The following is a 25,807-nucleotide window of genomic DNA, read 5'->3' on the forward strand; positions in this document are numbered from 1 at the left end:
TCAACATTAAAGATCAGTGGTTATAGGCACTCTCGTTGTGCTCGGCCAGGTCCAGCCCCATCTCCTCCACCGACTCGTCGGCACGCAAGCCGATCACCGCGTTGATCACCTTGAGAATGATCCAGCTGATGACGAAGCAGTACACCGTCGTCAACAACACGCCCTTGATTTGAGCCACGACCTGAGCGCCCATGCTCACGCCTTCTACCAGACCACCCAGGGACGGCACGCAGAACACGCCGGTCAATACCGCACCAATCATGCCGCCGATGCCGTGCAAGCCAAACACGTCGAGGCTGTCGTCATACCCGAAGCGGCGTTTCAGCACAGTGACGCTCAAGTAGCAGAACACCCCGCACAGCAGACCGATGGCCAACGCTCCGCCGACGCCCACATACGCACACGCCGGCGTAATGCCGACCAAACCGGCCAAAGCACCGCTGGCCAAGCCCAAAGCACTCGGCTTGCCGACCTTGAACCACTCGGTGAACATCCAGCCGAGAATCCCGGCGCAGGCACCCAGTTGGGTGTTGAGCATGACAATGCCGGAAGTGCCATTAAGGCCGCCGCCGGAACCGATGTTGAAGCCGAACCAGCCAACCCAGAGCATCGCCGCACCGGCCATGGTCAGGCTCAGGTTGTGGGCCGGCATCGGCGTATTCTGGTAACCCTTGCGCTTGCCGAGAATCAAGCACGCAGCCAACGCGGCAACGCCAGCATTGATATGCACCGCTGTGCCGCCGGCAAAATCGAGGACACCCCAGTTATGCATCAAAGCGCCAGAACCACCCCAGACCATATGGGCGACGGGCGCATAAACCAGGGTAAACCACAGCGCCATGAACCACAGCGCCGCAGAGAACTTCATGCGCTCGGCGAATGCGCCGGCAATCAGCGCCGGGGTAATGATCGCGAAGGTCATCTGGAAGGTTACAAACACGCCTTCCGGGATGTCACCGACCAGGCTCTGCGGGGTCATGCCGGCCAGAAAGGCCCGGCTCAAACCACCGACGAAACTGTTGAACGTCACCTGTCCCTCGACCATGCCGGTGCTGTCGACCACCATGCTGTAGCCATAGATCACCCACAGCACGCCGACCAGGCCGGCTATGCCGAAGCACTGGGTGAACAGCGAGAGCATGTTTTTCGCCCGCACCAGACCTCCGTAGAACAAGGCAAGGCCAGGCAGACACATGAACAGCACCAGCACCGCGGCGGTCACCATCCACGCGGTGCTGCCGGTGTTCAAGGTGGGTGCATCGGCCGCCTGGGCGAGCGGCGCGAGCGCGCCGGCCGCCAATAAGACAAGAAGGGATTTGCCGAGAAGACGATTGACCATTTTCAAAGCTCCTGCAAAAGAATGGAAAGTGTCTGGCAGCGAGCAATGGTTACTTCATGGGCCTCTTGGCGGGCCTCTCAATCTGTGGCGAGGGGGCTTGCCCCCGTTCGGCCGCGAAGCGGTCGCAGAACGGCAAACGGGGTTTATCTGAAGGACCGCGGCGCGGTCCAACGGGGGCAAGCCCCCTCGCCACAGGTCTTTCACTCAGCCTCAGTAACCGGAACCAGAACCAGGAATCCAACTGGTTCCCGCCAGCGGGACCCGCGCCATGGCAGCCGACTCCACCGTCAGCGCTACCAAGTCCTCAGGATCGAGGTTGTGCAGGTGCGACTTACCGCAAGCCCGGGCCATGGTCTGGGCTTCCAGCACCAACACGCGCAGGTAGTTGGCCAGACGCCGACCACCTTCCACCGGGTCCAGACGCTTGGACAGTTCCGGGTCCTGCGTGGTGATACCGGCCGGGTCGCGGCCGTTCTGCCAGTCATCGTAGAAACCGGCGGCCGAGCCGATTTTCTTCAGTTCCTCGTCCAGGCGTGGATGGTTATCGCCCAAGGCAATCAGCGCCGCCGTCCCGATGGCCACCGCATCCGCACCCAGCGCCATCGCCTTGGCGACGTCGGCACCATTACGAATACCACCGGACACAATCAACTGAACCTTGCGATGCATGCCCATCTCTTGCAAAGCCTGTACCGCTTGCGGGATAGCCGACAAAATCGGGATCCCGACGTGTTCGATGAACACTTCCTGAGTCGCTGCGGTGCCGCCTTGCATGCCGTCGAGCACAATCACGTCAGCCCCGGCTTTTACCGCCAACTTGACGTCGTAGTACGGTCGGCTCGCGCCGATTTTCACGTAAATGGGTTTTTCCCAGTCAGTAATTTCCCGCAGTTCGGCAATCTTGATCGCCAGGTCATCCGGGCCGGTCCAGTCCGGGTGACGGCAGGCGCTGCGCTGGTCGACACCGATCGGTAAGGTGCGCATACCGGCCACCCGCTCGGTGACTTTCATGCCCAGCAACATACCGCCGCCACCGGGTTTGGCGCCCTGCCCCAGCACGATTTCAATGGCGTCGGCCTTGCGCAGATCGTCCGGGTTCATGCCATAGCGGGACGGCAAATACTGATACACCAAATGCTGCGACTGGCCGCGTTCTTCTGGGGTCATGCCGCCGTCGCCGGTGGTGGTGCTGGTGCCAGCGATAGTTGCGCCACGGCCCAGGGCTTCCTTGGCATTGGCCGACAAAGCACCGAAGCTCATGCCGGCGATGGTCACCGGAATCTTCAGGTGAATCGGCTTCTTGGCGAAGCGGTTGCCGAGGATTACATCGGTGCCACACTTCTCCCGATAGCCTTCCAGCGGGTAGCGCGAAACGCTGGCGCCGAGCAGCAGCAAGTCATCGAAATGTGGCAGTTTGCGCTTGGTGCCACCGCCGCGAATGTCATAGATGCCGGTTTCCGCAGCACGCTGGATTTCCTGAATGGTCAGGCGGTCGAAAGTGGCCGACTCGCGCAGCACCGGAGGATTTTTCTCACTCATGTCTTGTTCTCCTGGATCAGTACGCGGACGCGTTATCGACTTTGAAGTTGTACAACTGACGGGCCGAGCCGTAGCGCTTGAAGTCAGCCGCCTTGTGCTCGAAACCGGCGCGATCAAGCAGCTCTTGCAGCTCTTGCAGGTGCTCGGCGCGCATCTCTTTCTCGACGCAGTCCGAGCCCAGGGATTCGACGGTGCCTTTCACATAGATGTGGGTCTCGTACAACGAATCGCCCAGAGCATCGCCGGCGTCGCCGCAGACCACTAGGCGACCGGCCTGCCCCATGAAGCAGCTCATGTGGCCGATACTGCCGCCGACAACGATGTCGATGCCCTTCATGGAAATCCCGCAACGCGCCCCCGCGTCGCCTTCAATCACCAGTAACCCGCCATGGGCCGTGGCACCGGCCGCCTGAGAGGCGCTGCCTTTGACCCGGACGTAGCCGGACATCATGTTCTCGGCACAACCGACACCGACGTTGCCGTGGACGGTGATCGAGGCCTTTTGATTCATCCCCGCGCAGTAGTAACCGGCGTGCCCCTGGATATCGATGGACACCGCTTCATTCACCCCGACCGCGAGGTTGTGCTTGCCATCGGAGTGAGTCACCACCCACTCGTGATCGGTCACGTTATTGACCTGATCGTGTAGCGCCTGATTAAGGTCACGCACGGTGGCAGTGGAAAGATCGATGGTTTTCATGTGTGCGCTCCTTAAGCTGACTCGCGTTCCCAGATGTACAGGGTGGCCGGTGCCGGCTCCCAGATTCTGGCGTTTTCGATTCCCGGCAGGCTCGACAGCGCCTGATATTCGGAAGCCATGGCGACGTAGTCGTCGGTCTCGGCAAGGATCGCCGGCTTGCAGGCGACCGGGTCGCGGATCACCGCAAAACCGTTACGGGTGCCGATGGCAAAGGTGAAGAAACCGTCGAGATCCTCCAGCGAGTGATCCAGCGCTTCCTTCAATGAGTCGCCTTGCTGCAGGCGCCAGGTCAGGTAGCCGGCGGCCACTTCGGTGTCGTTGTCGGTCTCGAAGTGAATGCCTTCGCGCTTGAGTTCCTGACGCAGGCGGAAGTGGTTCGACAACGAGCCGTTGTGCACCAGGCACAGGTCGGCGCCGGTGGAAAACGGGTGGCTGCCTTCCATGGTTACCGCGCTTTCGGTGGCCATGCGGGTGTGACCAATGATGTGGCTGCCCTTCATCCCGGCTAGGCCGAAACGCTGAGAGATTTCCTGGGGCAAGCCCATGCCCTTGAGGATTTCGATGCTTTGCCCAGCGCTCATGATGCGGATGCCCGGCGCCAATTCAGCCAGAGCCTGACGCACCGGAACCTCTTCGGCATGGATCTTGAGCACTGCGGCGCTGGCGTTCTGGAACCAATCCAGCGAGCAGCCCAGGCGCCCTTCCAATTCGCCCATCAGGCTTTTCCAGTCGAAGCCTTCGGTGGTCGCCTGCAAGGTCAGCTTGACCCAGCCGTCCGCCACTTCATCGCCGTAAATGGCGAAGCCGGCACTGTCCGGGCCACGATCGGTCATGGCCTGCAACATCGGTTCGAAGAGCTTGCCGAGCTGGGATTCCAGCTGCGGATTTTTCAGGTAAAGACCTACGATTCCACACATATCAAGTCTCCTTCGGAGGCAGTGAACGCCCGACGCCGTGCCGGGTGCCCGAATGGTTGTCAAAACACGGAGTCAGAAAAATTCGGTGTAGCGCTGGATTTCCCAGTCGGAAACGTGGCGGCTGTATTCCACCCATTCCATGCGCTTGAGCTTGATGAACTCGCCAACGATCTGCGGGCCAAGCACCTCGGCGAACAACGGGTCGGCTTCGAGCGCGTCGCAGGCTTCCTTGAGCGACTGCGGCAGGGTCTTGATGCCCCGCGCAGCGATCTGCTCAAGGCTCAGGCTGTAGAGGTTTTCATTGCAGACGTGGTCGATTTCCAACTGGCGGTCGATGCCGTCCAGGCCCGCAGCGATGATCGCGGCGCTGACCAGATAAGGGTTGCAACCGGCGTCCGGCAGACGAAACTCCAGGCGACCGTAAGGCACCCGCACCATGGCTGAACGGTTGTTGGCACCGAAGGCGATAAAGGCTGGCGCCCAGGTCGCACCGGACAACGAATTGCCCACCACCAGACGCTTGTAGGAGTTGACCGTCGGTGCAGCGAAGGCACACAGCGCTGGGCCATGGGCGAGCAGGCCCGCGGCGAAGTGATAGGCCAGTTTCGACAGGCCCATGCCGCTCGGGTCGCTGGCGTCATGGAACAGGTTCTTGTTATCGGCACTGCTGATCGACAGGTGAAAGTGCATGCCGTTGCCGGCGCGTTTCGGGTCAGGCTTGGGCATGAAGGAACAGATCATGCCCAGGTCATTGGCGATCTCGCCGGCAGCCATGCGGAAGAAGGTGAAGCGGTCCGCCGAGGTCATGGCGTCGCTGTAGGTGTAGTTGATCTCGAACTGGCCGTTGGCGTCCTCGTGGTCGATTTGATAGACCTCGAAGTCCACTGCTTGCAGGGCCTCGGTCAGGCGTTCAAGGAAAACGCGGGAGCGCGACAAGCCTTTATAGTCGTAGCAAGGCTTGTCGAGGTTGTCGCTGGGGTCAACCAATTGCAGCTTGCCCTGCTCGTCGCGGCGCATCAGGTTGAACTCGGGCTCCAGACCGGTGTTGAGAGTCCAGCCTTTTTCTTCCAGGCGTTGTACTTGTTGCTGCAACACATAACGGCTGTCATACGGATGTGGCTTACCATCGACGTGGCCGACGCACACCACCCGCCCGTAACCCGGCTGCCAGGGCACCGGGGTCAGGGTAGACAAGTCGCCGCGAGCCATGAAGTCCGGGCCATGGGGTTCCATGCCCATGCCGCTGATCGCGAACCCGGCAAAACCTGCCCCCTCTTCCGCGACTGTCTTGAGCCCACAGATCGGCACCGACTTGGTCTTGGCCGCACCGTGAATATCCACAAATTGCGCAAGCACGTACTTGATCCCGTGCTTGTCGATGATGCGCTGGGTTTCTGCTGGCAACATTGCTCGTCACTCCTCGCGAAAGGCAAAACATTCTGGATGGGCCTTGACCGTCTTTTTATTCCTAAAAAGAAAGTTAGTTTCCCAATAGGAATGCAAAGCCCTTGCCAGATTCGCGAGTGAAACGTTGAAACGCCGTGACAGGCGCTTTTGTGCTGTATATATGGGAATATTCTTTTCCCTGTGGGAATACTGCCCGCAGGGCATGCCGCAAGCGTCGCCATTTGCACTTTCTCAGTGCGAAACTAATATTACTGAACGGAAAGTGTGCAGGATCTGATGACTATGTCGACCGAAACCGCCCCGCGCCTCAAGCTTGAGCAATATCTGGGATTGCAGATCAAGCGCCAGCGCCAGGCTCAGGATCTGAAATTGTCTGACGTGGCCAAGATTGCCGATATCAGTCAGGGCATGTTGAGCAAGATCGAAAACGCCCAGGTGTCCACCAGCCTCGATACCCTGAGCCGTCTGTGCGACGTGCTCGGCCTGCCACTGTCCAAGTTGTTCAGCGAATACGACCAGCAGGACGGCAGCGCGCTGTTGGTCAAGGCTGATCAGGGCATGGAAGTGGTTCGGCGAGGGACCGAGAAAGGCCATACTTACCATCTGCTCAACCACACTCGCGGGCCGAAGAAGAGCTTTGAGGCCTACATGGTCAGCATGGATGACGCCAGTGAAGAGTTTCCGACCTTCTCCCACCCTGGCACCGAGTTCCTCCACCTGCTGGAAGGTGAACTGATCTATCGCCACGGCAATCAGCTGTACCGCATGGAAGCGGGTGACAGCCTGACATTCGAAGGTGAAATCCCTCACGGTCCGGAGCAGCTGGTGCACGTGCCGATCCGCCTGCTGTCGATCATGAACTACGGTTCCGACAAAGAGTAACGTCCCCCTCTGCCCCCGCTTTGCCCTGCCTTGAGGCCGACCCACGTCGGCCTCACGTATTTTCCTGCCAGTTAAAAAACTTTCTTAAAAGCTCTGGACGCGACGCGACCATTCCCCTATAAAGCCACCAACAGGAATAAATTATTCCCCACAAGAAAACACGCTCACGGAATGAGCCTGCTGTCCGCTGACACTTTTTTTCGCTATGCGATGAGCTGCCGCCATCATCCCGAGGACGTGTCATGCAACACGAAAAAAACCATTTCATCATCAAGATCACCTGTCCCGCGGTGTCCGGCATCGTCGCTGCCGTCACCACCTACCTGGCGGACAACGGTTGCTACATCGGGGAGATGGCGCAATTCGACGACGACTTCAGCGGCCGCTTTTTCATGCGCGCAGTGTTCCGCTTCAACGACGGCCACCCAGGCGACCTGCAACAAATCAAGGACGGTTTCGCCGACGTCGCCAAGGCGTTCGAGATGACCTGGGAATTGCACGACACCCGCGAGCCGATGCGTGTGCTGCTGATGGTCAGCAAGTTCGACCACTGCCTGACCGACCTGCTCTACCGCTACCACAAGGGCGAGATGGACATGACCATCACCGCCATCGTCTCCAACCACCTCGACCTGCGGCCCATGGCCGAACGCGAGGGCATTCGCTTCATCTACCTGCCCGTGACCAAGGACACCAAGGCCCGGCAGGAAGCCGAGCTGATGAAGATCGTCGACGACACCGGCACCGAACTGGTGGTGTTGGCGCGCTACATGCAGATCCTCTCCGATGACCTGTGCAAGCAACTCTCGGGGCGGGCGATCAACATTCACCATTCGTTCCTGCCCGGTTTCAAGGGTGCCAAGCCTTATCACCAGGCCTACCAGCGTGGCGTGAAACTGATTGGCGCCACCGCCCATTACGTCACCAGCGACCTCGACGAGGGACCGATCATTGAGCAGGAGGTGCAGCGCGTCGATCACGTCTATCTGCCCGACGATCTCGTGGCCACGGGCCGTGACACCGAAACCGTGGCCCTGTCCAAGGCGGTCAAGTACCACCTGGAGCATCGGGTTTTCCTCAACCAGGACAGAACGGTGATCTTCCGGTGAACGCGCACAAACTGATCGACGGCAAAGCCACCGCCGCTCGCGTCCTGGTGCATGTCCGCGAGGACGTGGAGCGACTGCGCGAGCAAGACATTCAACCGGCGCTGGCGGTGATTCTGGTGGGCAGCGACCCGGCCAGCCAGGTCTACGTGCGCAACAAGATCCTGCGCGCCGAAGAAGTGGGTATCCGCTCGCTGGAACATCGGCTGTCCACGGATACCAGCACTGAACAGTTGCTCATTCTGATCGCCCGACTGAATGCCGATCGCTCGATCCACGGCATTCTTCTGCAGCTGCCGCTGCCGTCGCATATCGATGAATTACGCGCACTGGAGGCTATCGCTCCGGACAAGGATGTAGACGGGTTCCACAGTCAGAACGTCGGCGGTCTCAGCCAGGGTCGCACGGTACTCGCGCCCTGCACCCCCAGTGGTTGTTTGTACTTGCTGGAACAAACCTGCGGCGATTTGCGCGGCAAGCACGCGGTGGTGATCGGCCGCTCGAACATCGTCGGCAAACCCATGGCTGCGTTGTTGCTGCAGGCCGACTGCTCAGTGACCGTCCTGCATTCGCGCAGCCCGGATCCGCAGGCTCTGTGCCGGCAGGCAGACATCGTCATCGCCGCCGTGGGTCGCCCAAGGCTGATCGACGCCAGTTGGCTCAAGCCTGGCGCAGTGGTGATCGACGTCGGCATCAACCGTATCGAAGACGATGGCCGCAGCCGTCTGGTGGGCGACGTCGACTTCGACAGCGCCCTGCCCCACGTCGCGGCGATCACCCCGGTACCTGGTGGTGTCGGGCCGATGACCATCGCCTTTCTGATGAAGAACACCGTGACCGCAGCCCTTGCGCAACACCAGGCTCAACGCAGCCAATCGGAGGCCCTATGCCATTCAATCTATTGAAATACGGGCTGAGTTCGGAGTACCCGGTGGAAGTGGATTTGCCGCCACCGAAGGAACTCAAGTCGAGCTATGACGTTGTGATCATCGGCGCCGGCGGCCACGGTCTGGCCACCGCTTACTACCTGGCCAAGTACCACGGCATCACCAACATTGCGGTGCTGGAAAAGTCTTACCTGGGTGGCGGCAATACCGCGCGCAACACCGCAGTGATCCGCTCCAACTACCTGACCAGCGAAGGCGTGCGTTTTTATGCCGAGTCGGTGCGGATGTTCCAGTCGCTGTCCAACGAATTCGATTTCAACATCATGTACTCCGAGCGCGGCCAACTGACCCTGGCCCACACCGATGCCACCGTGCGTTCGTTCCGGCAGCGCGCCGAGGTCAACAAACACTTCGGCGGCCGTACAGAGATGATCGACCGCCAGCAGATCCGCGAACTGGTGCCCAGCCTTAACCTCGATCCCGGCCACTTGCCGGTGATCGCCGGGCTCTGGCACATCGACGGCGCCACCGCGCGCCACGACGCCGTGGCCTGGGGCTACGCCAAACAGGCGGCCAAGCGTGGTGTGGAAATCCATCAGCTCACCGAAGTCCAGGATCTGATTATCGAGAACGGCGCCATCACCGCCGTGAAAACCAATCGCGGCACCATCAAATGCGGTTGCGCGGTCCAGGCGATTGCCGGGCACAGTTCGTTGCTGATGGCCAAGGCCGGAATTCGTTCGCCGATCCAGACCTTCCCGTTGCAAGCCATGGTCACCCAGCCGTTCAAGCCGTTTCTCGATCCGCTGGTGAGTTCCTCCGCCCTGCACTGTTACGTGCAGCAAACCAGTCGTGGCGAGGTGGTGTTTGGCGGCGGCTCCGATCCTTATCCATTGTTCAATACTCGTTCCACGCTCGATTTGAAGGAAAGCTTGCTGGCCCACGCCATCGAGATGTTCCCGTTCCTGGCCAACGCCAAGCTGATGCGCCAATGGGCCGGGATCACCGACATGACCCCGGATTACAGTCCGATCATGGGCCTGTCGCCGGTGAAGAATTACTACCTCGACGCCGGCTGGGGAACCTGGGGTTTCAAAGCCACACCGATCTGCGGCAAGACCATGGCCGAATTGGTGGCCAGCGGCGGCAAGGTGCCGGAGCTGATCAAGCCCTTTGCCCTTGAGCGCTTCTCAACCTTCCAGCAAGTCAACGAAATGGGCGCTACAGCGGCCAGCCACTGACGGAGAGCAGACGATGAAAGTCATGATTTGCCCGCTCAACGGGCCGCGCAATATCAGCGAGTTCACCTATGGCGGTGAATTCAAGCCGATGCCTGACCCGGTCAGTTGCAGCGACACCGAATGGGCCGACTACGTGTTCAACACCGACAACCTCGCCGGTTTGGTGCGCGAATGGTGGATGCACACGCCATCCAGCTACTGGTTTCTGGCGGAGCGTCACACCGTCAGCGATGAAATCCTGCGGACCTTCGACCCCAAAGAACTGTTCACCGCCCGTGTCGACTTTAGCGCCTCCAAGGAGATCGCAGGATGAATCGCCTACCCGCCCCCATGGGCTTGCTGATCGACCGTGATCAGCCGCTGGATTTCAGTTTCGACGGCCACGATTACCAAGGCTTGCAGGGCGACAGCATCGCCAGCGCCCTGTTGGCCAACGGGCGTTTCCTGATCTCCCGTTCGTTCAAATACCATCGCCCGCGTGGCCCGCTGACCATGGCCGGCCAGGACGCCAACAGCCTGGTGCAGTTGCCCGAAGAACCCAACGTGCTGGCCGACGCACACGCGTTGTCCGCCGGGTTGCAGGTGACGGCGCAGAACGTCAACGGCTCGCTGGATAACGACAAGGACGCCTACCTAGGCAAGTTCTCGAAATTCATGCCGGTGGGTTTCTACTACCGCTCGTTCTACAAGCCCAAAGGCATGTGGAAAGTCTGGGAACCGATCATTCGCAAGAAGGCCGGCCTCGGTGTGCTCGACCTGACGTTTAAACCCGAGTACTACGACAAGGCCTACCTGTTTACGGACTTGGCGGTGATCGGCGCCGGGCCTGCCGGTTTGCACGCCGCCCTGACCGCGGCCAATGCCGGGGCCAAGGTATTGCTCATCGAGCAACAGCCGGTTCTCGGCGGTTCGCTGACGTATGCCCGCTTCGATATCGAAGGCAGCAGGGCTGAAAACCTACGCCGCGAACTGCTCGCTGCGATAGAGCAACACGCCAATATCCAGATCCTGACCGAAGCCACTTGCAACGCCTGGTTCACCGACAACTACCTGCCGGTGATTCAGGGCAAACGCATGTACAAGGTCCGCGCCCGCCAGTGCCTGGTGTGCAGCGGGGCCTTCGATCAACCGGTGATCTTTCGCAACAACGACCTACCGGGCGTGATGCTGACCAGCGCCGCGCAACGACTGATGAAACTGTATGCGGTCAAACCCGGTAAACGCGCCGTGGTGCTGACAGGCAACGATGACGGTTACCTCGCCGCGCTGGATCTGCATGACCAGGGCGTGGAGGTCGTCGCTGTGGTGGACCTGCGCCATGGTCCTTCGGACGAATCCTTGCTGCGCGCACTGGCGCAACGCAAGATCTACCATCAGAGCAACAGCACCGTCTATGAAGCCCGGCACGAGAAAGGCATGCGCCATATCAACGGCGTCGACGTGCGCAAGATCACCGCACAAGGCCAGGTCGCCGAGAGCGGGCAACACCTGCATTGCGATTTACTGTGCATGTCCGCCGGTTACATGCCGGTCTATCAACTGCTGTGCCAGGCCGGCGGCAAACTGGCCTACGACGATCAGCGTGCCGAGTTCACTCTCAGCGGCCTGCCAAAGAATCTGAATGTCGCCGGCTCGGTCAACGGTCGTCACCAGCTGGATAACGTGATTGCCGATGGTGTGAATGCCGGTGCCGAAGCCGCCCTCGCGCTGGGTCTGACAGTCGGCACGCAACGCGCGCCATTCAGCGGCGAGGCTCGGGTCAACTTTAATTGGCCAATCTTCCCGCACCCCAAAGGCAAGGACTTCGTCGACTTCGACGAAGACCTGCAAGTCGCCGATATCGTCAACGCCACCCGGATCGGCTATCGCGACGTGCAACTGGTCAAGCGCTACTCCACCGTCGGCATGGGCCCGTCTCAAGGTCGTCACTCGGCGCTGCCGACCGCGCGGTTGGTGGCCTGGGCCACTCAACGCAACATCAGTGAAACAGGTGTGACCACCGCGCGGCCGCCGTTTGTGGCCGAGAAGCTGGCGCATGTCGCCGGCCGCGCGTTCGATCCCTACCGACAAACGCCGATGCATGCCCGACACCTGCAAGCCGGGGCGAAAATGATGCCCGCCGGAATCTGGCAACGCCCGGCCTATTACGGCAACACCAAGGATCGCGAGGCGTGCATGCAGGCAGAGGCCCTGCATGTGCGCAACAAGGTCGGCCTGATCGATGTCTCGACCCTGGGCGGTCTGGACGTGCGCGGCCCGGACGCCGCCGAGTTGCTCAATCGGATGTACACGTTCGCTTTTCTCAAGCAGCCGATCGGCCGCTCCCGTTATGCGCTGATGACCAATGAGCACGGCGTGGTAATCGACGACGGCGTCTGTGCGCGGTTTGCCGAAAACCATTTCTACGTCACTGCCACCACCAGCGGTGTCGACCGGATCTATCAGCAAATGCTTAAGTGGAACGCGCAATGGCGGCTGGACGTGGACGTCGCCAACGTCACCGCGGCCATTTGCGCGGTGAACCTTGCCGGGCCGGATTCGCGCAAGGTGCTGGAACAGGTCTGCACCGACCTCGATCTGAGTGCCGAAGCCTTCCCTTATCTGGGCGTGCGTCAGGGCACGGTCGCAGGCATCAGGGCGCGGCTGCTGCGGGTAGGTTTTGTCGGTGAACTGGGGTATGAAATCCACGTCCCGGCGCGCCACGGGCTGGCGCTCTGGGATGCGCTGATGAAGGCCGGAAAGGCCCAGGACATCCGCCCCTTCGGCGTCGAAACACAGCGCCTGCTGCGTCTGGAAAAAGGCCATGTGATCATCAGTCAGGACACCGACGGCATGACCCACCCGGCGGAAATCGACATGGGCTGGGCAGTCAGTCGCACCAAGCCGTTCTTCGTCGGTCGGCGCTCGGTAGACATCCTCGAAGCCCAGCCACTGAAACGCAAACTGGTGGGTTTCAGCCTGCCCAAAGGCAGCCTGCAACCGCTGGAAGGCCATCTGGTGCTTAACGGCCCGGACATCAGCGGCAACGTCACCTCCTGCGAGTATTCCACCACCCTTGGCAAGATCATCGGCCTGGCCTACGCCGGCATCGACCAGAGCACGCCAGGGCAACGGATTCCGATCCGCGTCGAAGGCGGCATCGTGGTCGAGGCCGAGGTGGTGCAGTTGCCCTTCTTCGATCCCGACAACCAACGCCAGGAGCTTTGAGTCATGACCAGTCTGAGAGAACAACACAGCATCGCCCGGCAAACCCTAACGCCGTTGCCGGGGTGCTGCCTGGCGGACCTGACCGACCTTCCGCGAGTCGGTTTTCGTGGCGCCCACAGTGCCGAGTACCTGCGCAGCCGCGGCTTCGTCCTGCCGGATGCGCCCAACCGTGCGGTGATTCAAGCCGACGGCAGCCAGGTGGCGCGGTTGTCGCAGACCGAATACCTGCTGCTCGGCAGCCCAGAGGATCAAGGCCAACGAATGGCGGTTGAAGAGGCCCGCTGGGAACTCGGTCATCACGCCAACTATTTGCTGCCTCGTCAGGACAGTCATGCCTGTTTTCAGCTGACGGGAGATCATCTGAGCGAAGTGTTGGCCAAGCTCTGCGGGGTTGATCTGAGCCCGCAGGCGTTCGGCCCGGGAGCGGTGGCCCAGACGTCGGCGGCACGCATTAATGTGATCGTGATCAATTCCGGCACCGCGCAGCAGGCGAGCTTGCACATCCTTTGTGACCGGGCATCGCAGGAGTATTTTCGGGGGGCGTTGGAGGATGCAATGCAGGAGTATTCAGGTCTGGCTACGGCTGTGACAACGCGCTGACTCTGCCGCCCGACTGGTCATGCATGCTGAGACGAAATTCCGTTCCAAGCATGCATGGGCAGATGCCGACAGTGACGACAATGCCGCTTGTAAATGTCACGCACAAAAAAACGCCACTCATTGAGTGGCGTTTTTTGTGAATCCTGGAGCGGGAAACGAGACTGGAACCCACGCTCTTTCTCCTTTTTCTTCTATGAGCAATGCCTTCGATGTACTGGATGATGTACATTTTTTTTAGAGATTGGGAAGTGGTCACTTTTTACAAATTGCTTTCGCAACTGTCTACACGAATAAAGAAGTCAGAGCGTTCCAACAATTTGGAAAAGACAATCAACTCTGTCTGCCTGCCCCAAGCCTCGCCGTCTAATCGCAGTCTATGTTGCTCGGCGTATGATCGATAAAGTCGAGCCCTGCAAAGGGTCAATGACGTGAGATCTATCACAACCTCATGCCTGTTGAGACTGATAGCTGGCATCTCACGCTTTTCAATGATTGCGACAATCTGGACTACGGCGAGGACTCCAGCTCGCCTGACGGTCGTGTCGGGCCTCTTGAAACGTGGCAGCGATATGGCACTGATCCAGTCGAGCTGTTGGGTGGCTGGGAACGAGCACAGCTTGGGCGCCTGCTGAATGAGCTTTGATACCGCAATTGAAATCCCGGACTGATCAAGCCCGACCTTTAATCGAACCCCTACCGACTTCGATAGGTCTGTTTCTGTATTACTTCTCGGGATTTCCATCCAATGTCCGCACAAAACAGCCTTGTCGTACTCGCACGTGGCGGATATGCCGCTCGGGGCGTTCTTTATCTGATCATTGGGATCTTCGCTCTGCTGGCAGCACTGGATTCGACAAAATCGAAGGACAGTCACAGGAGCCTCGAGGCATTGTTAAGCCAGCCATTCGGGCATGTTCTAGTCGGGCTAGTGGTGGCTGGTCTGCTCGCCTTCGCCGGTTGGCGAGTGTTGCAGGCAACGCGCGATGTTGATCATCACGGTAAGAAATTCAAGGGATTGATTATTCGTGCAGGTTTGTTGGCGGGAGGCGTAGTCAACGGCGCGCTGGCGTTTTTTGCGTTGGGCCTACTGATCAGCAGCCTCAAAAGCTCAGACAATTCCGGAAGTGGACAAACGAAGGATATGCTGGCGCATCTACTGTCTTGGGAACACTCAAATTTATTGGTGTACCTCGTCGCAATCGTCCCACTCGGCGTAGGCATTGCTCACATCATCAAGGGATGGAAGGCGTCGTTCGAAAAGTACTTTGAAGCCGACGAAGACGTTATGCGGTACGTCCGCCCGGTGTCTCAGATCGGTCTTATAGCCCGTGGAGTCGTTTTCATAGAGATAGCCCTGCTACTGACAATTAGCGGTTCCAGTTATCAAACCGTGAATCCACCTGGCATGAAGGAAGCCCTCGATGCTCTCCAGAATTTGCCGGCAGGTGGTTTGATTTTGGTGGTGATGGCCCTGGGGCTGATCGCATTTTCGGTCTACAGCTTTTCAGAAGCCTTTTGGCGCAAGATAAACATGGATGTGCCTGGAGTATCGAGAGCATAGTCGCGCAGCGAGGATATTTATGGCTGTCCTTCCACGCCCGTGACAACGTGAGGACCATCTGAACATCCGTCTTGGGCGGATAGCACAGCATCCAAAGGAGCAGAAGACATGTCGATATACATTATCTGCGGGCTGACGATCGAAGAGTGGGATCCTCTCTTTGGCATGCTGGTTGATCAATCCAGCGGGCAATCGCCGGCGGAGTAGGCATCGCCTCTCCGCTGCTTGGCAAAAGCGTCAACGCTACGAAGTCAGGGCGGCGCCCCCTGCTCCCTACCACTTGCGCACGAACCTCGGAATACTAAAGCACCTCCTAGGTGCAGCGCTCGCCATGACGATGACTCCCCTTCTAAATGTCCGGGTGAAGGTCGCGAACCGGACTGACCGTTTCCAGCAACGACGCGAGGTGCAGTATCGTGGATTCAGCCAACCATTTAGACACCAACTGCACTCCGATCGGCAGTCCATCCCGACTGGTGCCGAATCTGATCGACAGAGCCGGAAGGCCCGTCACGTTGAACGGCACGGTAGCGCCCTGGATCTGCACCGCAGACACTGACTTGCCGTTGATGACGATCTCCGACAGCCCATGCGCGTGTGCGGGGATAGGCAGTACGGGGCAGAGCAAAGCATCGTAGCTCTGGAAATACTCCGCGAAGCCATCTCGCAGTCGATCCGTTGCTTGCTCCGCCTGGAGAAAGTCGGCCATGGACGTATCCTGCGTCGCAAGCATGCCCTTGGATATCTTGAACATCTCGTTTTCGTGGCCGGCAGTCGCTTCCCTGAAAGCGGGTTTCATTTCCATCACGTGCAGGGCATTGAACACCTCGAGAGCATTGTCCCGCTCGAGTGCCGGAATTCGTACAGGTTCCACAATGACGCCGGCACCGTGAAGCGCTTCGGCCGCCGCCTGCACGGTCACCGCAACCTCGGCATCGATAGGCCCAAAGCCAGGTTCGACCAGCCAGCCAACACGAAGCGGCCGATCGGGATTGGCCCCCACCCCGGCATCGAACCCGAGTGGGCTCGTGGAGAAGCTGTCCAGACCATCCGGACCCGCGAGCACCGAATAGGCCAACGCGATATCGCGAACGCTGCGCGCCATCGGACCGACATGCCAAAAGCGACGTGGCGCCCGCGACCATACGCCTGTCATCGGTATGCGTCCGTGTGTGGCCTTCAAGCCGATGATGCCCGTCTGCGCGGCCGGGCCACGTATGGAGATGGCGAGATCGCTGCCCAGACCGAACGGCGAAAAACCTGCCGCAATGGTCGCCGACTCCCCACCGCTCGACCCACCGGGGGTGCGATCGAGATTCCATGGGTTGTTTGACCTTCCGGTCAGCAGGTTGTCGGTTTCGGTCGAGTAGGAAAATTCCGGAAGGTTGGTTTTCGCAAGCAGGATTGCACCGGCGTTCTTCAAGCGCGCGATGCTTGTTGCGTCAGTATTGGGGACGCGGCCCCTGAAGATCGGCGAGCCGCGTTGAGTTAGCACCGATGCGCTATCGATCGAATCCTTCGCCGTGAAGGGCACCCCATACAGAGGGCCGAGCTGACCACCCGCCATGATCGCTGCTTCCGCCACCCTCGCGGCTTCGAGCGCGCCATCCGCGACCGTGACGATCGCGTTGATCTTAGGGTTGACGGCTTCGATGCGATCGAGGTGCGCTTGCACGACCTCAACCGGTGAGACTTGACGGGTACGGATCAGTTCAGCCAGCTTGGTTGCGTCAAAATAGATGATGTCAGCATTCATTGCACACCTCTGCTTGTCTTCCAGTTGGTAGAAAAAGTGCTCCTCCCCGGTTTACGCAGTCGCCTTCACTTTACGCCCGGTCTCCCCTAAAGACTCTTCATATTGCCGCTCCAGCGATAACACCAGTGAAGTGGCATCCAGATCTGCCCCGCCGTTGTCGATATGGTTCTTCAACAACGCGTAGGCGGCCTCGGCAGTGGCCATCGTAGTACCCACCTCACGGCCGGCGTCCATCGCCAGGGTCAGGTCCTTAGCCAGCAGCCAGGTTTTGAAACCGGCCTTGTAACCCTTGGATGCAGGGGAAGCAGGCACGACGCCAGCGCCCGGGTTCCAGACACGGAAGGTCCAGTTATCAGCGGTTGAGCGTGTGGCAATTTCAAAGAACTCTTTCAGATCCAGTCCCAGGCGCATTGCGAGTGCAGTGGCTTCGCAGTTGACCGCGACGCACACGCCCATGATCAGATTGTTGACGACTTTTGCCGCCTGCCCTGCTTCCGGGCCGCCGGCATGAGCGACATAGCCGGCCATTGGCTGCAGAAGCTCTTTCACTCGTAGTACGTGCGCAGGCTCGCAGCCGATCATGAAGGTCAAGGTGCCATCGATCGCGCCCTCGGTACCGCCGGATACCGGAGCTTCAGCGAAGGCAACACCTGCCTTTTTCGCCACAGCGTGGATGGCCCTGGCGTAATCGATGCCGATGGTCGAGCAGTCGATAACCACCGTATTAGGTCCGACATGGGTAAAAACACCGTCCGGCCCCGTCAGTACCTCTACATCAGCACCGGTCGGAAGCATGGTGAAAACCGCGTCAACACCTAGACAGGCTTCTGCAAGGGTCTTGCATACTTGAACACCATTTTCAGAAGCCAGCTGGCGGGCATCGGCATCGATATCAACACCGCGGACGGTGTAGCCGGCGTTCATCATATGTTTCGACATGGGAATACCCATGAACCCAAGACCCACCCAAGCGATAGTCGTCATTATTATTCTCCATTGCTCAATTTTGAGGTTTTTCTAATACTGCGAGAAAATGCATACATCATTAATCAGTGTTTCTTTTGCTTGTAATGGCATGGCTAATCTTATTGATGATCAACCTGCAGAAACAGACCAAAAAGTGCCCGACCGCTGTGCAAATTTAACCAATGCCAGTAACGCTAGCGCCGATCAATGGCCATGACATAGGGATTGATGAAAACGTTCTTCCATATCGCATTGATAGCAAAAGGATCGTTACGCTGAAATTCACGAACTTCACCTATGGACTCAGCTTCGACCAACAGCATGCTACCGATGCGTGCCTGACCATCTGCGTCCAGGAAAGGCCCTGCCATTACGATATTGGCAGTTGCCTCTTTTAAATAGGCCCGATGGGCATCGTAGTATTGATCACGTTTATTGGGTGTTTCAGGGTTATCTTGGCAATAGACAACATAGAACATCACAGCACCTCTTACTTATTGTTATGGCGAACTGAGCGAGAATGTAGTGCAAGAACGCGCGACCTATTGATACACATGCCAAAGTTCTTTGACGACATCACAGGAACTACTCTAGCCATGCATGCTTGGAGGTACAATGCAAAATATGCTCAGCTGCTGTGCAAAAATAGGCAGCGAGAGAGAAAAAGAAACTAACTTATTGAAGCAATAAACATTTCCCGATTGCTATCGACTTGCTCGGCAATAAACCGTGCAACCTCTCTCACATGCGCCGCTCTGCGATGGTCCTCGTGTACATGCATGTAAAAAGATCGATTGAAAAAGACCTCCTCGGGCAAAACCGGGACCAGGGAAGGAAAAGTAGCTGCGATATAGGCTGGAATAATGCCTAACGTATGCCCACCGAGGATGGCGTGCACTTGAGTTAAAAGCGCGGTGCTCCTAAGTTGCGAGACAATTTTGACGCCTGTGCCCTCGGCGAAATTCAGTTCGGGTGCGAACAGCAATTCCTCTACATAACCTACGAATGGATGCTTCTTCAGGTCGGTTTTTTTCAGAATCGGCGCAGCTTTCTCCAAGTACTCTCTAGAGGCGTAAATCTGCAATCGGTAGTCTGTCAGACGTCTGGATGCGACACGCATGTGCTCCGCACCTGCCAACCCTATGCCGATATCCGCCTCCCGTTTCGACAGACTGAACACCCTGGCCGCTGCAAAAATTTCCACCTCAAGCTTGGGGTGGCGTTCCATCAATTGATGCATTCGCGGAGCGAGAAACACACTGCCAAAACCATCTGGTGCGCCAATACGAACAACGCCCGAAATCTGCCCTGGATCGCTTTCCTTGCTCTTGTAGGCCATCAATACACTTTCAATGCTTTCGACGGTGGCCAGCACTCGTTCACCTGCCGGCGTGAGCTCATAGCCCACGTTGCTCTTATGGAAGAGCCGGCTTTTCAAGCCTTCCTCAAGTGAATGAATGTGACGAGCAACTGTCGTGTGCTCGGTACCCAGACGCTCGGCGGCTGCGGAGAGCGTTCCTGAACGCGCCACGGCCAGAAAATATCGATAGTCATCCCAGTTTTCGTTGTTGTTTTTTTTGGTCACTCGGGCGTTCCTTTCGAGACTATTAGCATTTGTTTGCGGGTCTACACTGCCACTCTTTCCCAAGGTGCCCCTTGTGAGAAATACAACTCCATCCAGTTTTTGAACGCGGTGGTTTTGGCAGGGCTGAACTTGGAAGAGGGGCGCACAAGATAAATCCCGGCATTCACGTCCAGCGTCCACTCCGGTAGCACCCTGACCAGGCGCCCCGCGGCGAGATCATGCGACATCAGCCAATCCCCGCCGGCTATGACTCCGATCCCCAGTCGTGCAGCACAAAGCAGCGCTTCATTGTCATTGCTTTTCAGACTGCTATTGGTGACCACCGCTTCGGTCGAACCTCGCTTGGTCAGACGCCATTGCGGATAAGAGGAAAACCCGGTGAACCCAAGGCAATTGTGCACCTCGAGATCTTTAGGTTTTAGAGGCACTCCTCGTTGCGCGAGGTATGAAGGCGAAGCACACAAAATGCGCCGGTGATCACACAGCTTCCTGGCCAGTAACCTGCTGTCGGGAAGCTCACCAATACGAATGGCGACGTCAAATCCCTCGGCGACGATGTCCACGAAGCGATCGCTGAATTCCATTTCAATTGAAATGTCTGGGTAGGCAACCATGAACTCCGCGATCAATGGGCTTAACCACATACGCCCCATCGCACCCGGAAGCGAGACACGCAAGGTGCCATTGAGCTCCTCTGCACCGAGCGCGGCTTCGTGCTCGGCTTCGATGAACAGTTTCGTGGCAAAGCGCAGCTTTTCCACGAACCGGGTGCCGACCTCAGTCAACCGCACATGCCTTGTCGTTCGCTCGACCAGGCGCACCCCCAGACGCGATTCCAGTGCGGATATACGCTTGGAAAGCACTGAGGGATGCCGCTGCAAAACCTTGCCCGCCGCAGCAAATGAGCCCTGCTCTGCCAATGCTAACAGCGCACCGATTTCATCGGCTTGTCGACTATCAATTGGGTCCATGCTGTAGGGTAATCCTGCCTTGGCAATCTGTTATGACTCTCAATTATCCAAGGACAGCAAGTCGCCTCACGGAGTCAGAACAATAGCGCCTTGGCTACGCCCACCTTCAAGGTCAGCGTGAGCCTTGCTGACATCCGCCAGAGAATAACGTCCCCAGACATTGGGTTTGATAATGCCTTTGGAAACGGCATCGAGAACGTCTTTGGCACGGTCCTGATACTCGCTCACATCAGCAGTGTGGGCAACAATCGAAGGCCGGGTCAGAAACAACGACCCTTTGGCATTGAGCGTACTGATTTCAATGGCAGGAGGCGCGCCACTGGTCATGCCGAAGGACACGAGTAATCCCCGTGGCTTGAGACTGTTCAGTGACGCTTCAAAAGACACACGACCGATCGGGTCATAAACCACATCCGCTTTCTTGCCTTGGGTCACTTGCAAGACCTGCTCGGCGAACGTTTGTGCATCGAAGATGAACACCTCATCACAGCCGGCATTTTTCGCACGGCCGACACTGGACTCTTTCGAGACGACGCCAATGACGAACGCCCCCAAGTGTTTTGCCCAAGGCACCATGATCTGCCCTACCGCACCAGACGCGCCGTAGATCACAACAATCGAGCCGGCAGCAACAGGATAGGTGGACTTGAGCAGGTACTGGGCAGTGATGCCTTTGAAAAGTACAGCGGCGGCATCCTCAAAGCTCAGCGAGTCTGGAATTTTGACCACCCGGTTGGCCGGATATATCCGCCCGCTGGCGTAAGCACCCAGCGGCCCGGTGGCGTACGCCACTCGATCACTGATCGCAAGACCTGACACATCCGGGCCTATTGCGCCAATGGTGCCGGCCCCTTCCAGTCCCAGGCCATTCGGCAAGGGAACCTTCACATCGCCTTTACGCTGACTGACATCCAGCGGATTAACGCCAATGGCAGCTTGCTCGATCCAGACCTCGCCAGCACCCGGTACTGGCTGTTTGGTGGATTGGACTTTCATGACGTCGGGAGCACCTGGCTCATGGATTCTGACAACGGTGACCATTTAGATTCCTCTCTCGCGCTTGCGGATGGATCACCAACAATAGTCCTGCATGAACGCCAGGAACAAGGGCCTATCGTGCAGCTAACTCGTGCACCAAATGCAGCAATGAGCTTTGTATTGATTGTTCAAAAAAGGTGGATCCAGTGTGCGTTTTTTCGCGATCTCTGGTTTTTCTGCGGTGCGATTTTGCACAACCGTTGAGCGCTTTCTGCACTGTCCCCTCCTGCATTGCGTTACTAGAATCGAGTTGACCGACCTATCCAACAACACAGGAAGTTTTCGACAACACACTGCACGGGGCAACCCAGACGTGAGTGCTGCGATCGAGATTGCGAGGCTGTTCACCCGCAACCGGCAGTGGAAAAAAAACAACAATAATCATTGCGCCCTTAGGGGCGTCTGAATACATCGAGAAACAATCGATCATCCTGGCGCCCTCAAAAGCCAGTGAAGAACGCAAAATCATTTTCGCGTCGTCCCTCGGCACCATCTTTGAGTGGTACGACTTTTTTTTGTATGGCGCTTTGGCGGCGATTATCGGCAAGCAGTTTTGTTGCCGGTGTTAACGACACCACCGCCTTCATCTTTGCCTTGATGACCTTTGCCGCCGGGTTTGTTGTCCGTCCTTTCGGAGCGCTGCTTTTCGGCCGTCTCGGCGACATGATTGGCCGCAAATATACGTTTCTGATGACAATCGTTCTGATGGGGATGTCGACGTTTCTGGTCGGGCTATTACCTAACTACGCCAGTTGGGGCATTGCCGCACCGATCCTACTAGTCTCGCTACGTATGCTTCAGGGGCTGGCACTGGGGGGCGAGTACGGTGCTGCTGCCACCTATGTTGCGGAGCATGCTCCCAAGGGTAAGCGCGGCCTGCATACCGGCTGGATTCAATCCACTGCCACCATCGGTCTGCTTCTGTACCTGCTGGTGATCCTGGCCTGCCGGTACATCAGCGGTGACCAGTTCGAGACCTGGGGTTGGCGCCTGCCGTTCCTGGTGTCCATCATCATGGTCGCTGTGTCGACCTGGATTCGTCTGAGCATGCATGAGTCGCCTTCATTCGTGAAAATGAAAGCAGAAGGCAAAACCAGCAAATCACCGATCCGTGAATCCTTTGGTAATTGGTGGAACCTGAAAATCGTCCTGACTTCATTGTTTAGTATCAACGCCGGACAGGCAGTGACGTGGTACACCGCGCAATTCTATGTGCTGTTCTTTTTGACGCAGTTCCTGAAAATGGATCCGGCACAAGCGAACACCTTACTCATAATCAGCGTAGTGATTGGCTCGCCTTTCTACATCCTGTTTGGCGCTCTGTCGGACAAGATTGGTCGCAAGCCCATCCTGATGGTTGGCCTGCTGCTTCCCAATTAATGTCGCCTAAAGGACATCCCGATGTTAGAGGTCAGAGTTCCTCGGGCGTTTAGAGCTCACCTATCCCGGCATAAGGACCCAGCGGGTGTATGGCAAACATTGAATCGACCATGCTCCTGCAGACACATTTCCAATCTTTGCGGCAGCCGATTGCCGCCGGTCTGACGGTCCGCGATAGATCGATTTCGGCCAGTCTTGAACTGGCAGAAATCGGTTGAATCCACAGTCCGAAAGCAGTCAAGCAGTCAAGCAGTCGAAAGGGAATGTCGAAACGGCTAACCGCCGCATCTGAGCTAGATATGTCCCCCTCGTACAGATTCACGCGGCCGCACCTCGTTCGTTGTTGCTACTCACCTCAAACTGCCCCACTAATTTTTGCAGCTTGTTGGCATTGAGCCTCACGGTTTCCGCACTGCTTTGCAGCACCACCACCGTCAGGCGCATTTCTGTAGAGGATTGGTCGACCTTCTTGATCGTCTTGCCGTAGTCGAGGCTTCGCTTATTGAGTTGCTGAATGATCGCAAACATACTTTCCACGGCTTGATGCAACTGCACGTTTTCTGACGATGCATCTTCGGCCAGGCGCAGGCTGTTATCGACGTCTTTGACACCCTCCTCCATGAAGCTGACGGCTTTTTGCGTTTCATTCTGCAGGCCTTCGACCATCTGGCGAATGTCGTCGGCAGCGCGTGACGTGCGTGAGGCGAGACTACGGACCTCATCGGCGACCACCGCAAAACCTCGCCCATGTTCACCCGCGCGTGCGGCTTCAATGGCGGCATTGAGTGCCAGTAGATTGGTTTGATTGGTGATGCCGCTGATCAGGCCGGTGATGTTGCCGATCTGGGTCATCCGACTGTCGAGCAACTGCACGCTCGAAGAAGAACGCTCGACCACATTCCGAATAGACTGCGTGCCTGCCTGCACGGCGAGAAATTGCTCGCGGGCACGCGTGACCACGTCATCCATTGCCTGCTTCATTTGTTCAGCACTGGCGGAAGCTTGCTGGATCTCGCCCAATTGATCTTCGACGATAATCATCATGCGATGCACCGCTTCGGCCACCTCAACAGAAGTGACACCAGCTGCCTGGCTGCGACCCAGCATCATCTGATTGGTGGTACCGACGTTGCGACTGGCCTTCACCACTTGCCCGACAACCGAGTCCAGGTGGTCGATGAAACTATTGATCCAACGCCCCATGTCACCGGTCTCATCATTGGCCATTCGCGTGGTATCCAGACGCTGACGAAGGTTGCCCTCGCCCTCGGCGATGGTCCTGATCACACTCGTCATCTCGTTCAACCTGGCCGCAAGACGTTTGGGCCCCAACAGGCTGAACAGGACAGTGGCACACACCATGCTCGAGACTTCGATGGTATCAATCAGGTTCTGCGCTAGACCGCTGTAATGCTGGACCATGAAATTGCAGGCAAAGAGGCCCGTCATGGTCGCGAGATAAGGCTTCATCAAACCGTAGCTAAGTGAGCGCCGGCGGTATACCTCCTCCAGATCGGCCTCACACATCATGCCCCAGCGGTCAGGTGACCCCGGCAATTGGAAAGTAACGCCCTTGCCGACGACCGGAATGTGCCGGTAGTCCGAGTAACCGGGATAGGTCACGAACAAGTTGGAGCCCGTGCGGATGGTTTCGCGCACACCCGGGTGCAGTTGCTGTGTCGCCGGATCGGTAAAGCGCAATTCCAGTTCGGTGTGTCGTTGGATCTGCACCGTCTTCCAGGACGTATGTACGCCGCTTTTCAGATTTTCACCGTGGGTGAATGTGCCGTCTTCGAAACGTGAGCGTGACAATGCGGTTCCCGGCGCAATAGCGGGATCAAAGCGTGATTGCGCCATGAATAAATAGTTGTCACCCGACTCGGCAAAAATGTGCCCGGCCTCGCGCTGAATAAGGTCGCCCAACACATCGTTTGGTACGCGACCGCAGAGACAGCCAAGGACTTTTCCATCGGCCTTCAAGGGCTGATAAAACATCAACGTGACTTCATCGTGGAAGCGCGAAGACGATGGACCGATTCGCAAGGTCAGTGGATCGCTGTAAGGGCCATGAAGAAACGGCGCCTTCAATCCTTCTGCCAATGCACGAGTGTTCTCAAGCTGATTTTTACCGCGATCTTTCCAGGTCGAGACGATGACGGTGCCACGGGCATCAACAACAAACAACTCCGAAAAATCTTCAGCCTGACTGAGCTTGTCCATCAGCGAAGTGCTGTCGAGATGAGCGAAATCACGGCCGAGGTTTTCCGCCAGTTCCGCCAGGTGTTCCCACTGCTCACGCGTCCAGTTGTGCAGCAACTGCGCTCGCGTTTCAGCGATTGCTTCGAATGTTTGTTCGATCACCGGGTAAGCCGATTGATTGAGTCGGCAGGACCAGTTCATCGCAATTTTTCCGGTTTTGCCGAACCAGGGTAACCAGTGCTTCTCGCTGGAGGACAACTGCATGGAATTATTTGATAGCGACATTCACTTCCCCAACTACGACATTCCGATGGGAAATCAATAGCAAATACCAGGCCACTTCGTAAGCACGCTAACCATTGTTAAGGTGAAGTGGAATTATCGAGATGGATTTTACTGTCTGCTAGGGCGCTGGGTTGCAGAACGCGAACAGCCGATGCTTCAACTCCGTGCACCCACTGCGACACGCTCCAAAAAGAGCCGTTTTCAGACAGCATCACAGCCTACCGAAGTTATGCATTTCGAC

Annotated in this window: 23 protein-coding genes and 1 pseudogene; 12 read left to right on the forward strand and 12 right to left on the reverse strand. The window is 57.7% G+C overall.

Features of this window, described 5'->3' with window-relative positions; genetic code table 11:
- Positions 1-13: 13 nt before the first annotated feature.
- The 5 genes from ACA059_RS17700 to glnT form a co-directional block, all read right to left on the reverse strand.
- Positions 14-1,339, reverse strand: a complete 1,326-nt coding sequence (locus ACA059_RS17700; RefSeq protein WP_497630319.1) for an ammonium transporter — start codon at positions 1,337-1,339, stop codon at positions 14-16.
- A gap of 210 nt (positions 1,340-1,549) precedes the next feature.
- Complete coding sequence (locus ACA059_RS17705) at positions 1,550-2,878, reverse strand: FMN-binding glutamate synthase family protein (protein ID WP_497630320.1); 1,329 nt, start codon at positions 2,876-2,878, stop codon at positions 1,550-1,552.
- Between the two features lie 16 nt (positions 2,879-2,894).
- On the reverse strand, positions 2,895-3,578 hold the full coding sequence (locus tag ACA059_RS17710; protein WP_497630321.1) for a protein glxC: 684 nt from the start codon (positions 3,576-3,578) through the stop codon (positions 2,895-2,897).
- An 11-nt stretch (positions 3,579-3,589) separates the two neighbouring features.
- Positions 3,590-4,495 (reverse strand): class II glutamine amidotransferase, encoded by a 906-nt coding sequence (locus ACA059_RS17715; RefSeq protein WP_497630322.1) that lies wholly within the window; start codon positions 4,493-4,495, stop codon positions 3,590-3,592.
- Between the two features lie 72 nt (positions 4,496-4,567).
- Entirely contained in the window at positions 4,568-5,902 is a 1,335-nt protein-coding gene (glnT, locus tag ACA059_RS17720) for a type III glutamate--ammonia ligase (protein ID WP_497630323.1), read from the reverse strand.
- Between the two features lie 282 nt (positions 5,903-6,184).
- Here glnT and ACA059_RS17725 point away from each other — a divergent pair, with 282 nt between their 5' ends.
- From ACA059_RS17725 to ACA059_RS17765, 9 genes are all read left to right on the forward strand, one after another.
- Positions 6,185-6,784: a helix-turn-helix domain-containing protein gene (locus tag ACA059_RS17725; protein WP_046052997.1), complete on the forward strand. Its 600-nt coding sequence runs from the start codon at positions 6,185-6,187 to the stop codon at positions 6,782-6,784.
- A gap of 242 nt (positions 6,785-7,026) precedes the next feature.
- Positions 7,027-7,893 (forward strand): formyltetrahydrofolate deformylase, encoded by an 867-nt coding sequence (gene purU / locus ACA059_RS17730; RefSeq protein WP_497630324.1) that lies wholly within the window; start codon positions 7,027-7,029, stop codon positions 7,891-7,893.
- The gene (folD, locus tag ACA059_RS17735; RefSeq protein ID WP_497630325.1) at positions 7,890-8,795 is read left to right on the forward strand and encodes a bifunctional methylenetetrahydrofolate dehydrogenase/methenyltetrahydrofolate cyclohydrolase FolD; all 906 of its coding nucleotides are present in this window, start codon (positions 7,890-7,892) and stop codon (positions 8,793-8,795) included. The genes purU and folD overlap by 4 nt, the downstream gene beginning before the upstream one ends.
- Positions 8,777-10,018 carry an FAD-dependent oxidoreductase gene (locus ACA059_RS17740; protein ID WP_497630326.1) on the forward strand — a complete coding sequence of 414 codons (1,242 nt, stop codon included), beginning with the start codon at positions 8,777-8,779 and terminating at the stop codon, positions 10,016-10,018. The genes folD and ACA059_RS17740 overlap by 19 nt, the downstream gene beginning before the upstream one ends.
- Before the next feature lie 13 nt (positions 10,019-10,031).
- The gene (locus ACA059_RS17745; RefSeq protein WP_497630327.1) at positions 10,032-10,331 is read left to right on the forward strand and encodes a sarcosine oxidase subunit delta; all 300 of its coding nucleotides are present in this window, start codon (positions 10,032-10,034) and stop codon (positions 10,329-10,331) included.
- Complete coding sequence (locus ACA059_RS17750; RefSeq protein ID WP_497630328.1) at positions 10,328-13,225, forward strand: 2Fe-2S iron-sulfur cluster-binding protein; 2,898 nt, start codon at positions 10,328-10,330, stop codon at positions 13,223-13,225. Before ACA059_RS17745 ends, ACA059_RS17750 begins: the two co-directional genes overlap by 4 nt.
- A 3-nt stretch (positions 13,226-13,228) precedes the next feature.
- Complete coding sequence (locus tag ACA059_RS17755) at positions 13,229-13,825, forward strand: sarcosine oxidase subunit gamma (protein WP_497630329.1); 597 nt, start codon at positions 13,229-13,231, stop codon at positions 13,823-13,825.
- A 433-nt stretch (positions 13,826-14,258) separates the two neighbouring features.
- Positions 14,259-14,468 carry a DUF7693 family protein gene (locus ACA059_RS17760; protein WP_497634693.1) on the forward strand — a complete coding sequence of 70 codons (210 nt, stop codon included), beginning with the start codon at positions 14,259-14,261 and terminating at the stop codon, positions 14,466-14,468.
- Positions 14,469-14,570: 102 nt separating this feature from the next.
- Positions 14,571-15,386, forward strand: a complete 816-nt coding sequence (locus ACA059_RS17765; RefSeq protein WP_497630330.1) for a DUF1206 domain-containing protein — start codon at positions 14,571-14,573, stop codon at positions 15,384-15,386.
- 349 nt (positions 15,387-15,735) lie between these two features.
- Here the strand turns inward: ACA059_RS17765 and ACA059_RS17770 are convergent, their stop codons facing one another.
- From ACA059_RS17770 to ACA059_RS17795, 6 genes are all read right to left on the reverse strand, one after another.
- A complete protein-coding gene (locus tag ACA059_RS17770; protein ID WP_497630331.1) occupies positions 15,736-17,142 on the reverse strand; it encodes an amidase in 1,407 nt (468 codons plus the stop codon).
- 51 nt (positions 17,143-17,193) lie between these two features.
- Positions 17,194-18,126, reverse strand: coding sequence for an NAD(P)-dependent oxidoreductase (locus ACA059_RS17775; RefSeq protein WP_497630332.1), 933 nt, complete (start codon positions 18,124-18,126; stop codon positions 17,194-17,196).
- A gap of 176 nt (positions 18,127-18,302) precedes the next feature.
- Positions 18,303-18,587: a YciI family protein gene (locus ACA059_RS17780; protein ID WP_497630333.1), complete on the reverse strand. Its 285-nt coding sequence runs from the start codon at positions 18,585-18,587 to the stop codon at positions 18,303-18,305.
- A gap of 191 nt (positions 18,588-18,778) precedes the next feature.
- A complete protein-coding gene (locus tag ACA059_RS17785) occupies positions 18,779-19,693 on the reverse strand; it encodes a LysR family transcriptional regulator (protein WP_497630334.1) in 915 nt (304 codons plus the stop codon).
- Between the two features lie 41 nt (positions 19,694-19,734).
- Positions 19,735-20,664, reverse strand: a complete 930-nt coding sequence (locus ACA059_RS17790; RefSeq protein WP_497630335.1) for a LysR family transcriptional regulator — start codon at positions 20,662-20,664, stop codon at positions 19,735-19,737.
- 66 nt (positions 20,665-20,730) lie between these two features.
- Positions 20,731-21,705: a quinone oxidoreductase family protein gene (locus ACA059_RS17795; protein ID WP_497630336.1), complete on the reverse strand. Its 975-nt coding sequence runs from the start codon at positions 21,703-21,705 to the stop codon at positions 20,731-20,733.
- On the opposite strand from ACA059_RS17795, the gene ACA059_RS17800 reads away from it, so the two are divergent.
- The 3 genes and pseudogenes from ACA059_RS17800 (at position 21,682) to ACA059_RS17810 (ending at position 23,300) form a co-directional block, all read left to right on the forward strand.
- The gene (locus ACA059_RS17800; protein ID WP_497634754.1) at positions 21,682-21,906 is read left to right on the forward strand and encodes a hypothetical protein; all 225 of its coding nucleotides are present in this window, start codon (positions 21,682-21,684) and stop codon (positions 21,904-21,906) included. The two genes, ACA059_RS17795 and ACA059_RS17800, sit on opposite strands and share 24 nt — an antisense overlap.
- 206 nt (positions 21,907-22,112) lie before the next feature.
- A pseudogene (locus ACA059_RS17805) lies at positions 22,113-23,073 on the forward strand (MFS transporter); the annotation flags it as partial.
- Between the two features lie 98 nt (positions 23,074-23,171).
- Positions 23,172-23,300 (forward strand): hypothetical protein, encoded by a 129-nt coding sequence (locus ACA059_RS17810; RefSeq protein WP_497630337.1) that lies wholly within the window; start codon positions 23,172-23,174, stop codon positions 23,298-23,300.
- A gap of 100 nt (positions 23,301-23,400) precedes the next feature.
- Here ACA059_RS17810 and ACA059_RS17815 read toward each other — a convergent pair whose 3' ends face one another.
- Complete coding sequence (locus tag ACA059_RS17815; protein WP_497630338.1) at positions 23,401-25,566, reverse strand: methyl-accepting chemotaxis protein; 2,166 nt, start codon at positions 25,564-25,566, stop codon at positions 23,401-23,403.
- Positions 25,567-25,807 lie beyond the last annotated feature (241 nt).

Source organism: Pseudomonas sp. LBUM1647 (assembly GCF_059716175.1).

Coding starts and splice junctions, on each gene's coding strand:
- ACA059_RS17700 (WP_497630319.1), bottom strand. CDS start 1,339: ATGGTCAATCGTCTTCTCGGCAAATCCCTTCTTGTCTTATTGGCGGCC.
- ACA059_RS17705 (WP_497630320.1), bottom strand. CDS start 2,878: ATGAGTGAGAAAAATCCTCCGGTGCTGCGCGAGTCGGCCACTTTCGAC.
- ACA059_RS17710 (WP_497630321.1), bottom strand. CDS start 3,578: ATGAAAACCATCGATCTTTCCACTGCCACCGTGCGTGACCTTAATCAG.
- ACA059_RS17715 (WP_497630322.1), bottom strand. CDS start 4,495: ATGTGTGGAATCGTAGGTCTTTACCTGAAAAATCCGCAGCTGGAATCC.
- glnT (WP_497630323.1), bottom strand. CDS start 5,902: ATGTTGCCAGCAGAAACCCAGCGCATCATCGACAAGCACGGGATCAAG.
- ACA059_RS17725 (WP_046052997.1), top strand. CDS start 6,185: ATGTCGACCGAAACCGCCCCGCGCCTCAAGCTTGAGCAATATCTGGGA.
- purU (WP_497630324.1), top strand. CDS start 7,027: ATGCAACACGAAAAAAACCATTTCATCATCAAGATCACCTGTCCCGCG.
- ACA059_RS17740 (WP_497630326.1), top strand. CDS start 8,777: ATGCCATTCAATCTATTGAAATACGGGCTGAGTTCGGAGTACCCGGTG.
- ACA059_RS17745 (WP_497630327.1), top strand. CDS start 10,032: ATGAAAGTCATGATTTGCCCGCTCAACGGGCCGCGCAATATCAGCGAG.
- ACA059_RS17750 (WP_497630328.1), top strand. CDS start 10,328: ATGAATCGCCTACCCGCCCCCATGGGCTTGCTGATCGACCGTGATCAG.
- ACA059_RS17755 (WP_497630329.1), top strand. CDS start 13,229: ATGACCAGTCTGAGAGAACAACACAGCATCGCCCGGCAAACCCTAACG.
- ACA059_RS17765 (WP_497630330.1), top strand. CDS start 14,571: ATGTCCGCACAAAACAGCCTTGTCGTACTCGCACGTGGCGGATATGCC.
- ACA059_RS17770 (WP_497630331.1), bottom strand. CDS start 17,142: ATGAATGCTGACATCATCTATTTTGACGCAACCAAGCTGGCTGAACTG.
- ACA059_RS17775 (WP_497630332.1), bottom strand. CDS start 18,126: ATGACGACTATCGCTTGGGTGGGTCTTGGGTTCATGGGTATTCCCATG.
- ACA059_RS17780 (WP_497630333.1), bottom strand. CDS start 18,587: ATGTTCTATGTTGTCTATTGCCAAGATAACCCTGAAACACCCAATAAA.
- ACA059_RS17790 (WP_497630335.1), bottom strand. CDS start 20,664: ATGGACCCAATTGATAGTCGACAAGCCGATGAAATCGGTGCGCTGTTA.
- ACA059_RS17800 (WP_497634754.1), top strand. CDS start 21,682: ATGGATTCTGACAACGGTGACCATTTAGATTCCTCTCTCGCGCTTGCG.
- ACA059_RS17795 (WP_497630336.1), bottom strand. CDS start 21,705: ATGGTCACCGTTGTCAGAATCCATGAGCCAGGTGCTCCCGACGTCATG.
- ACA059_RS17810 (WP_497630337.1), top strand. CDS start 23,172: ATGGCAAACATTGAATCGACCATGCTCCTGCAGACACATTTCCAATCT.
- ACA059_RS17815 (WP_497630338.1), bottom strand. CDS start 25,566: ATGTCGCTATCAAATAATTCCATGCAGTTGTCCTCCAGCGAGAAGCAC.